This is a genomic window from Aeromonas sp. LsrichE-8G (assembly GCF_022869435.1).
In the GTDB taxonomy this organism is placed as follows: domain Bacteria; phylum Pseudomonadota; class Gammaproteobacteria; order Enterobacterales; family Aeromonadaceae; genus Aeromonas; species Aeromonas caviae.
Genome location: NZ_JALIHH010000042.1, coordinates 1 through 10013, shown reverse-complemented (window position 1 = coordinate 10013; position 10013 = coordinate 1). Strand labels below are relative to the sequence as shown.

Genomic DNA, 10013 nt, shown 5'->3' with positions numbered 1-10013 from the left:
CACTTGGCGCGGTTCACGGGTAGGGCGCCCGATCAGGCTTCGAGAAGGAAACTGGGGCTCGATAAGCCCCCATTGTGCATCAGTCAGCTGATAACGGCGGGACACGGAATGGATCTTAAGCTGTTGAGAAGATGTGAGATTATATCCTCATCACTTTAAGAACACAGCCTAATGGCAGTCAGGGGCTACCAGATCACCCGAAGGCGAAGAGGGCAGCTGTCAATGAGCAGGGGGCGAAAGAGACAGAAGTTGGCCGTATCAAGGGGAAATCTTGAGGGCAACAGATGCCGTTTCTATTGAAAAGTAATGCATTTATATACCATGAGCAACACTGCTCCAGTTTTTTCGTTGATTTTGATGAAAAGCATCTTTAATGCATTGCGATTGGGTGAAAAGAGTGTGCAGTTAAAGAAAAATTGGCAGGAATAATCAATCGATGATGATATTGGGAGGCAAGGGAGAACACCTATGAGCACACGGCATGGAGGAGGCGGGCCTCCTCCATGGTGAACGAGGGTACTGAAGGGGCATCACTCTCCCCTGGCGACCCCCTCACGTCTGGGGTCTGCGGCCCCCAGCCAGCCGCCGGCATGGCGCTGGACGCCCTGCAGCCCGGAGGTCTGCTCGTTAAGCAGGACCTCGTGCCCTCTGGCTTTGAGCCCCTGGACCACGGTATCGGGCGTGCGCCCCTGCTCCAGCTCGGTGGGGCCGTTGCGACTGCCGAAATTGGGCAGGTTGATGGCCTGCTGCAGGTCGAGCCCCCAATCCTGGGTGCCGAGCAGTGCCTTGCCCACGTAGTTGATGATGGCCGAGCCTCCCGGGGAGCCCAGGCTCATCTCGAGCTCGCCGCTTGCCTTGTCAAACACCAGCAGGGGCGACATGGAGGAGCGGGGGCGCTTGCCGGGCTCCACCCGGTTTGCCACCGGCAGGCCGGCGGCGTCCACCGAGGTGAAGGAGAAGTCGGTGAGCTGGTTGTTCAGCAGGTAGCCGTTGACCATCAGCCGCGAGCCGAAGCCATCCTCGATGGAGCTGGTCATGGCCACCGCCATGCCGCTCTTGTCCACGATGGAGATGTGGCTGGTGGAGGGCAGCTCCGGGGTGGCGTCCCGGCCCCTGGCCAGTGCCCGGGGCGGGTTGCCGGGCTGGGCGACGCCCATGGAGCGGTTGCCGATAAGGTGCCCCCGCTGCGCCAGATAGCCCTTGTCCAGCAGACCTGTCACCGGCACGTCGACGACGTCGCCGTCGGCCACATACTGGTTGCGATCGGCGAAGGCGAGGCGTGCAGCCTCGCTGTAGAGGTGAATGGCCTCGCTGGAGGCGGCCAGTTGACCCTGCTCCCCCTGTACCGGTTTGAGGGCGGCCATGTCCCGGCTCTCCAGCATGCCGAAAATCTGGCCAAGGGCGATGGTGCCGGAGGAGGGGGTCGGGAAGCCGCAGATCTCGCTCTGGCGATAGTCAAAGCAGAGCCCGTCCCGCAGCTTGGCCCGGTAGCTGGCGAGATCGGCGGCGCTCAGCACCCCGGGGTTGGTCGGGTGGGCGTGCACCTTGGCCACCATGGCCTCGGCCAGCGGGCCGCGATAGAAGGCGTCGGGGCCGTCGCTTGCCAGGGTACGCAGCACCCTGGCCAGGGCCGGGTTGGTGAGCCGGGTACCTGCCGTCTTGGGAGTACCGTCCGCCTGATAGAAGTAGGCACGGGCGTCCGGATCCCCGGCCAGATAGGGATCTTTTGCCAGCAGGGTGGCGAGGCGGGGGCTTATCACGAACCCTTGCTCCGCGAGGGTGATGGCGGGTTCGAACAGCGTGGCCCAGGGCAGCTTGCCATAGCGCTCGTGCGCCAGGGCCAGGGCACGCACCGTGCCGGGGGCGCCGACGGAGCGCCCGCCCACCACCCCCTCATAGAAGGCCATGGGTTTGCCCTCCTTCATGAAGAGCTGATCGGTGGCAGCGGCGGGGGCCGTCTCCCGGCCATCCACCGCCGCCACCTGCTTGCCGTCCCACACCAGCATGAGGGAGCCGCCGCCGATACCCGAGGATTGGGGCTCCACCAGGGTCAGCACCAGCTGGACGGCGATGGCTGCATCGACGGCGCTGCCCCCCGCCTTGATGATCTGGTAGCCCGCATCCACCGCCAGCGGGTTGGCCGCCGCCACCATGAAGTCACGGCCCTGCCAGCCCGGTTTGTCAATCCAGCCGCTGGCCGCCTCCGGGGCGATCAGGGTCTGGGGAGGAGGGACATAGTGAAAGCCATCCTGGGAGGCGCAGCCGCCAAGCAGGCCGAGGGCGACCAGCAGGCCGAGGGGTTTGAGGGACATGACAGGCTCCTTGTCGGTTTCTTGTTCACCTGCCGAAATGTGTCACACTTGGAGCTTGATTAAAAGTTTGTCTTAATACTCATATGGTTACAAAACTATCAAGGAGGCGCTCATGACACACCTGGGGACGCTGGCGAAACCTTGCATGGCGGGGCTGCTCTGCCTGTTGCTGGCGGCCTGCGGGGAGCCGACCTTCAGACCGCTGGCCCAGGGGGAGACCCTGCTCGCCTTCGGGGACAGTCTGACCGAGGGGCGCGGGGTGAGCCCGTCCCAAAGCTACCCCAGCGTGCTGGCGAACCTGAGCGGCCATCCCGTGGTCAATGGCGGGGTGTCCGGAGAGCTGAGCCAGGCCGGCAGGGCCCGCCTGCCCGGGTTGCTGGCCCGGCACAGACCCGCTCTGGTCATCCTGCTGGAGGGGGGCAACGACATCCTGCGTGGCAGCGGGGAGGCGGCCCTCAAGGCCAATCTCGCTGCCATGATAGAGGCGGTGCAGGGGAGCGGGGCCCAGATCCTGCTTGTCGGGGTGCCCCGAAAATCCCTGTTTGCCGATGGCGCCCCCCTCTACGGGGAGCTGGCAGAGCAGTACGGGCTGGTGCTGGACAACGACAGCATCGGTGAGTTGCTGCGAGACCCGGCCCTGAAGTCCGATGCGGTGCATTTCAATGCCGAGGGTTACCGCACCCTGGCGCAGCGACTTCATCGACTGTTGCAGGAAAGGGGGGCGCTCTAGCGAGGTATCATGCTGCCGGGGCATTGCGCCATGCTGCTGCAACCTATGGGGTCAGGAGATTGCGCGGCGGCGCTACCCCGGAGGGGACCAGCTCGCGGCGACGGTGCCGATGGAGATGAAAAAACCGCCGTGAAGGCGGTTTTTTGCAATCAGGCTGAGCCAATTTGCTTAGATGGACTGCTCTTCACCGCCCAGGGCGGCAAACAGGGCCGGGATGAACTGGGAGAGCTCGGCGGTGACCAGGGCGAAGTCGGCGTCCAGGCGGGCGGCGGGATCTTCACTGGTGACGTCGTCGTTCTGCTCGCGCAGCTCTTCGCTGAATTTCAGGCGCTTGATGGAGAGATCGTCCCCCAGCACGAAGCTCAGGGTTTCGCCCCAGTTGAGGGCCAGCTTGGTCACCAGCTTGTCGTTGGCCAGGTGATTCTTGATCTCCTCGCTCATCAGATCCTGCTGCTTGCAGCGGATGATGCCGCCGTGCTCCATGGCGCTGCGCAGCTCGGCTTCGTCCTCCAGGGTGAAGGCGGCGGGCAGGTTGCCCTCGTTGAGCCACTCGGTCATGGTGATCTCGGGCGGGTTCTTGAGGGCCACCGGCACTACCGGCAGGGAGCCGATGGATTTGCGCAAGAGTGCCAGCAGATCGTCCGCCTTCTTGGCGGAGCCTGCATCCACCACCATCAGGTTGTCGGCAGGGTTTATCCAGGCGAAGGTCTGGCTGGTGCGGCTGAAGGCGCGGGGCAGCAGGGTGTGCATGATCTCCTCTTTCAGCGCCTCCTTCTCTTTCTTCTTGAGGGCGCGACCCTGCTCGAATTCAATGGCCTCTACCTTCTCCGCCAGCATCTCCTTGACCACGGTGCCGGGCAGCATCTTCTCTTCCTTGCGAGCGCACAGCAGGATATGGCCAGAGGCGGCGTGGGTCAGGGTGGAGCCGAATTTGCCAAGGGGCTTGACCCACCCGAACCGGGAGATGTCCTGGCTGCCGCATGGGGTGAAGGCGCAGGCTTCCAGCTGGGTTTCCAGCTGCTCAACGGTCAGGTCGAAGGGGCGGGTAAAGCGGTAAATCTGCAGGTTTTTAAACCACATGGCGTCCTCGGTCTCTAGATTGTCCGGCGGGCATTGTACTAGAGAGGCGCTTTGTGATCAGCCAATCATTCTCGCTAAATAAAGGGCGATCGACCTCACAGGGCCCCATCTTGATCCCCCGGGAGCGGGCCCAACTCCCCTAGACTGCGAGTGTTCACATTGCTGACAAGGAGGCGACCATGTTGAGACAGAGTCGGCCGGAAGACATGGAAGAGATCGTCGAAATCTGGCTCCTGGCCTCCCTGCAGGCCCACGATTTCGTCGATGCCTCCTGCTGGTGGCAGGCTCAGGAGGAGCTGCGTACCCGCTACCTCGATCACGCCCGCATCTGGGTGTTCGAGGAGCGAAGGGATCTGCTCGGCTTCATGGCGCTGGTGGATGATTACCTGGCTGCACTCTTCGTGCGCCCCGACCGGCAGGGGCGGGGGGTGGGGCACGCCCTGTTGCAGGAAGCCAGATCCAGATGTGCCGAGCTGCATACCCGGGTCTTCGTGGAGAACGAGCCAGCGGTGCGTTTCTACCGCCGCCACGGCTTTGAAATCGGGGGGGAGGTGCCCGATCCCCTCACCGGCCATCTTCAGTACCAGATGCATTACCAAGCCGTCTGAATCTGACGTCTGGGGCTGCCCCGGTTGAAAACGGGGGGCACCATCCTCATCTTGTCTCCATCCCGGGGCGCCTTCGCCCCCGCTCTCTTCTCCTTATCGAGCCGTTTTCCATGAAGATCCTGCACACCGCCGACTGGCACCTCGGTCATCAGCTTCACGGCCACGACCGCCGCTTCGAACACGACGCCTTCCTCGACTGGCTGGCCGACACCATCAAGACCCGCGACATCGACGCCCTGCTGGTGGCGGGCGATCTGTTCGACACCGCCAACCCTCCCGCCAGTGCCTGGCAGCAGCTCTACCGCTTCCTGGCGCGGCTGCGCGCCGAGCACCCGGCACTGGAGATGGTGCTCATCGGCGGCAACCACGACTCCCCCTCCAAGCTGGATGCCCCCCACGAGCTGCTGCGCGCCTTCGACCTGCATCTGGTGGGCAGCATCAGTCGGGACGACGAGGGGCACCTCGAGACCGAGCGCCTGCTGGTGCCGCTGCGAGGCAAAAACGGCGAGGTGGCCGCCTGGTGCGCCGCCGTGCCGTTTCTGCGCAGCAGCGATCTGCGCCCGGAAGGGCTCAGGGAGGGGCAGGACAGACTCATCGAAGGGGTGCGCCAGGTCTATGAAGCGGTGCTGAGCGAGGGGCGGGCGCGCTGCCATCCGGATCAGGCCCTCATCGCCATGGGGCACGCCTATCTGGCGGCGGGCCAGCTCTCCGAGCTCTCCGAGCGGCGAGTGCTCGGCGGCAACCAGCATGCCCTGCCTGCCGAACTGTTTGCCGCTGCCGACTACACGGCGCTGGGTCACCTGCACCTGGCCCAGAGCCCGGCCGAGGGGGTGCACTACAGCGGCTCGCCGCTGCCGCTCTCGCTGGCCGAGGCGAATTACAACCATCAGGTGCTGGAGGTGACGTTTGAGAGGGGCAAACTGGCCCGCCTTGAGCGGATCCCGGTGCCCCGCGCGGTGGAGATGATCCGCCTGCCCCAGAGCGGCCTTGACGAGGCGCTCAAGGCCATCGAGGCGCTGGCGCTGCACCCTTGCCCACAAGAAGCACAGCCCTTCCTCGAGGTACGGCTGCTGCTGCCCAAACCCGAGGCCCGCATCCGCGAGCGCGTGCTGGCCGCCATCGGCGACAAGCCGGTGCGCCTTGCCCGCATCACGACCAGTTATCAAGGCTCGGGCCAGGGGCTGGCGGATGGTGCCGGCCAGCGCCGGCTCGATGAGCTCTCCCCCACCGAGGTGTTTCGCCTCTGCTATCAGCGTCAGTTCGACGGGGAGCCGGAGGCCGAGCTGGTGGCGTCGTTTGAAGAGATCCTGGAGCAAGTGAAGGAGGCCAGCCAATGAAAATCTTGTCGCTGTCAGGGGAGAATCTGGCCAGCCTGACCGGCCCCTTTACCATCGATTTTGCTGGCGGCGCCCTGGGGGCCGCCGGCCTGTTTGCCATCACCGGCAATACCGGCGCCGGAAAGAGCACCCTGCTCGATGCCATCTGTCTGGCGCTCTACGACGAGATGCCGCGCTTTATCGCCAATCGCAAGAACGTCGCCGAAGTGGGCCGCATGGATGACGAGGAGAAACTCAAGGCCAACGACGTGCGCGGTATCCTCAGCCGCGGCCACGCCAGCGGTTTTGCCGAGGTGCAGTTTCGCGGCTGTGACGGCCGCATCTGGCTGGCCCGCTGGGCGGTGCGCCGGGCGCGCAACCGCGCCGAGGGGCGCTTTCAGGCCCAGGAGCGCAGCCTGACCGACGTGGCGTCGGGCCAGGTGTTCAGTGGTAGCAAGCGGGAGCTGCAGGATCGCATCGACGAGCTGGTGGGGCTCTCCTGGGAGCAGTTTCGCCGCGCCGTCATCCTGCCCCAGGGGGAGTTTGCCGCCTTCCTCAAGTCGAGCGCCGACGAGCGTTCGGCCCTGCTCGAACGGATGACCGGCACTGAGCTCTACTCCGCCATTTCGGTCCAGACCCATGAGCGGGCGCGGGAGGAGCAGCAGAAACTGGCCGCCATCAGCCAGCGGCTCGGTGACGTGGCGTTGATGGACGAGGCGACCCGCGAGCAGTGGGTGAGCCAGCAGGTCAGCCTCGCCACCAGCCTCAAACACGAGCAGCAGCAACAGCAACTGATGCAGGACTTGCGGGATCTCAACGGCCGCATCGCTGCGCAGTTGCAGGCCTGTCAGGAGGGAGAGGCGGCCCTTGCCGCGGCGGAGGCGGCCCACGGTGCGGCCGCTCCCGAGCGGGAGGAGTTCGCCCGCGCCGAGCAGGCCCAGGTGGCCCGCGCCGATCACGACGAGCTGGCTCGCCTCACCCTGGAGGTGCAGCAGCAGGAGAAGGCACTGGCCGAGCTTGGCCCCGAACTTGGCAAGCTGGAGGAGCAGACCCAGCAGAGTGCCCTCACCGAACAGCAACTGCTGGCGGAGAAGATCGCCGCCGAGCGCGAGTGGGGAGCCCTGCAACCCGAACTCAAACGGGCGCAGGAGCTCGACACCCGCATTCGGGAAAAGCAGCAGCAACTGCAGAAGATCCAGCAGGAGGGGTCGCAGGAGCGGGAGGTGCAGCTCACCCTGGAACAGGGCTGGCGCCAGCAGCGCCAGCAGGTGGAGCAGCTCAAGGCCCAGCACCTGCAGTGGGGCGCCTGGCTTGAGGAGCACAAGGAGCTGGCGCCGGTGGCCCGCCAGTGGCAGCCGCTGCTCACTGCCATGCAGGATTGGGCCGAGGATGCCGACAGGCTGCAGCAACTGCTCACCCTGCGCGAGCACAAGCTGCGCACCCTCAGGCAACTGCAACACCAGCTGGAGCAGGGGCAGCAGGAGCGCGACTACTGGCAGCGCGAGCAGACCCGGTTGCAGCAACAGCAGCACGAATTGCAGGAGCAGCAGTGGGAGGGGCGTCTGGCCAAGGCGCAGGAGCAGTGGCAGCAGCAGACCGAACAACTGGGCCAGCTGCGCCAGCTGCTGGAGCTGGCGGACTATGGCCGCAATCACGGTGAGCAGCATGGTCGCCTGCAGCAGGAGATCGCCCAGCTGGAGCAGGCGCTCGGCAAGCTGGCCATCCTCGGCGATGAGTTGACGCCGGCCCGCGAGCGGCTCGCCCTGCAACGGGACGAGGCACGCCGCGCGCTGGAGCAGTCCCGTGCCATCGCCAGTTTCGAGCAGCATCGCCACATCCTGCGCGACGGTGAACCTTGCCCGCTCTGCGGCGCCGAGGAGCACCCCTATCACCAGAGCCAGCCGCAGGTGGCCGGTATTCTCGGCCAGCTGGCGGAGCGCGTCCGCAGCCTGGAGCTCGAGTGGGAGCGGCTCAATCACCAATACATTCAGTGCGAGAGCGAACGCCAGGAGCTGGCCCGCCAGCTGGCAGTGCGTCAGCAGCATCTACCTGAGCTGGAGACGCGCGCCGAGCAGCTGACCCAGCGTTGGCAGCAGCTGGGCGGTGCCGAGCTGCTGGGCCATCCGCTGCCGCTGCGTCAGAGCCCGATCGAGTGGAACGAGTTGATGAGTACCCTGCTCGGCCGCGGCCAGAGTCTGGAGCAGGGGCTGGCCCGCAGCCAGCAGCAACTGCGCGAGGCCCAGCAGGGGCAGCAGCAGTTACAGGCCGTGCGCCAGCAGCTGAGCCAGCTGGCCAGCCAGCACCAGCAGTTCGAGCAGCAGTGGCAGGAGGCCGATCGCCAGCGCATCGCCCTGGAAGGGGAGGTGAAGGGGATGGGCGAGCAGGAAGCGACCCTGCGCCAGCGCCTTGAGCAGGGGGGCAACCGGCTCGACGAGCAGATGGGAGGCCAGCCCTGGCGTCAGTGGCTGGGCAGCCAGCAGTGGCGCGAGTGGCAGCGGGCCTGCGAGGCCTGGCTGCACGGCCAGAGCGAGTGGGAGCGGATGACCGGCGAGATTGCCAGCCTTACCCCGGCCCTGAGTGCTCAGGAGGCGCGTCTGCAGACCCAGCGCGAGCTGCTGCACAAGCTCGAGCGCGACTACAAGGAACATGAACAGCAACGGCAGGGGCTGGTTACCAGTCGTGCCACCTGTCTGGGGGGGGAGGAGATTGCCCTGGTCGAGAGCCGCTGGCAGCAGCGGCTGCAGCAACTGGCCAGCGAGCTGGAGACGATGCAGGGGGCGGCCCGCACCCTGCGCGAGCGCCAGACCGAGCTCAAGACCCGTCTCAGCCATCTGGAGCAGGAGAAGCAGGTGAGCAGCCGGCGGCGACGGGAGGTGCTGGGGCGCTGGGCTGCCCACGCCAGCAGCCTCGGCATCGCCGAATATGATCTGCGCCGCCTGCTGGCCATGAGCCCGGATGAGCTCAAGGGGCGCCGCGCCGCCTTGCAGGCGCTGGAGGATGCCCGCGCCGAGGCGCGTACCCGCTTGACCGAGCGGCAGCGGGCGCTGGCGCTGGAGGAGAGCAAGCGAGAGCGTTACTGCGAGCATCACCCCGAGCTGGCCGCGTTGGCGCCACAGGAGCTCGCCAGCCGGCTGACGGCGCTGGAGGCGCACTGCCGCACTCTCGACGAGCAGCTGTTCCAGTGCAAGAGCACGCTGGCCCAGGCCGAGGCGGCGGCCCTCAAGGCGGGCACCTTGCAGGAGGAGCTGGCTGCCCAGCAGGCGGTGGCGGATCATTGGCAGCGGCTCTGTGATCTCATCGGTTCGGCCAGCGGCGCCAAGCTGCGTACCTTCGCCCAGAGCCTCACGCTGGAGCGGCTGCTGCTGGAGGCCAACGCCCAGCTCGCCGAGCTCTCGCCTCGCTATCGGCTGGAGCGGGTGCCCGGCACCGATCTGGCGCTGCAGGTGGTGGATCTCGACATGGGGGACGAGGTGCGCTCGGTGGACTCCCTCTCCGGCGGCGAGAGTTTCCTGGTGTCGCTGGCGCTGGCGCTGGCCCTCTCCAGCCTGTCGTCGCGCCAGACCCAGGTCGAATCGCTCTTTATCGACGAGGGCTTCGGCACCCTCGATCCCGACAGTCTGGATCTGGCGCTCTCAAGCCTCGATTCCCTGCAGGCGGCTGGCCGCCAGATCGGGGTCATCTCCCACGTGCAGACCCTGGTGGAGCGGATCGGCGTGCAGGTACGGGTGGATGCCCTCGGCGGCGGCGAAAGCCGGGTGGTGTTGCCCGGCTGACGACGTGTCGCCCATGACCCTCCATGAACAAGAAGGCTCCTGTCACAGGGCAATGCTGATCAGTTAAGGATCCATTGACCGATCCTTCTGCTGTAGGACAATCCGGAACCAATCACTGGTTCCGGATTTTTTATGTCTATTGCAAACGATCTGAACGATGTTGTTGAGGCATCTGGCGACATGCTGGCTCGGCT

General features: G+C 65.8%; 6 protein-coding genes and 1 pseudogene. 4 read left to right on the top strand and 3 right to left on the bottom strand.

The features are described 5' to 3' along the window. Positions 1–105, bottom strand: a pseudogene (locus MUW49_RS08505) (IS5/IS1182 family transposase); the annotation flags it as partial. 425 nt (positions 106–530) lie between these two features. After that, positions 531–2312: a gamma-glutamyltransferase gene (ggt, locus tag MUW49_RS08500; protein WP_052814879.1), complete on the bottom strand. Its 1782-nt coding sequence runs from the start codon at positions 2310–2312 to the stop codon at positions 531–533. Between the two features lie 112 nt (positions 2313–2424). On the opposite strand from ggt, the gene MUW49_RS08495 reads away from it, so the two are divergent. Then, a complete protein-coding gene (locus MUW49_RS08495; RefSeq protein ID WP_052814878.1) occupies positions 2425–3042 on the top strand; it encodes a GDSL-type esterase/lipase family protein in 618 nt (205 codons plus the stop codon). 168 nt (positions 3043–3210) lie between these two features. Here the strand turns inward: MUW49_RS08495 and rdgC are convergent, their stop codons facing one another. Next, the gene (gene rdgC / locus MUW49_RS08490) at positions 3211–4122 is read right to left on the bottom strand and encodes a recombination-associated protein RdgC (protein WP_010673564.1); all 912 of its coding nucleotides are present in this window, start codon (positions 4120–4122) and stop codon (positions 3211–3213) included. A gap of 179 nt (positions 4123–4301) precedes the next feature. Between rdgC and MUW49_RS08485 the strand changes: the two genes are divergently transcribed. The 3 genes from MUW49_RS08485 (at position 4302) to MUW49_RS08475 (ending at position 9819) form a co-directional block, all read left to right on the top strand. Further along, positions 4302–4730 carry a GNAT family N-acetyltransferase gene (locus tag MUW49_RS08485; RefSeq protein WP_052814877.1) on the top strand — a complete coding sequence of 143 codons (429 nt, stop codon included), beginning with the start codon at positions 4302–4304 and terminating at the stop codon, positions 4728–4730. A 110-nt stretch (positions 4731–4840) separates the two neighbouring features. Further along, the gene (locus MUW49_RS08480; RefSeq protein WP_052814876.1) at positions 4841–6067 is read left to right on the top strand and encodes an exonuclease SbcCD subunit D C-terminal domain-containing protein; all 1227 of its coding nucleotides are present in this window, start codon (positions 4841–4843) and stop codon (positions 6065–6067) included. Continuing rightward, a complete protein-coding gene (locus tag MUW49_RS08475) occupies positions 6064–9819 on the top strand; it encodes an AAA family ATPase (protein WP_210538546.1) in 3756 nt (1251 codons plus the stop codon). Before MUW49_RS08480 ends, MUW49_RS08475 begins: the two co-directional genes overlap by 4 nt. The last annotated feature ends 194 nt before the right edge of the window (positions 9820–10013 follow it).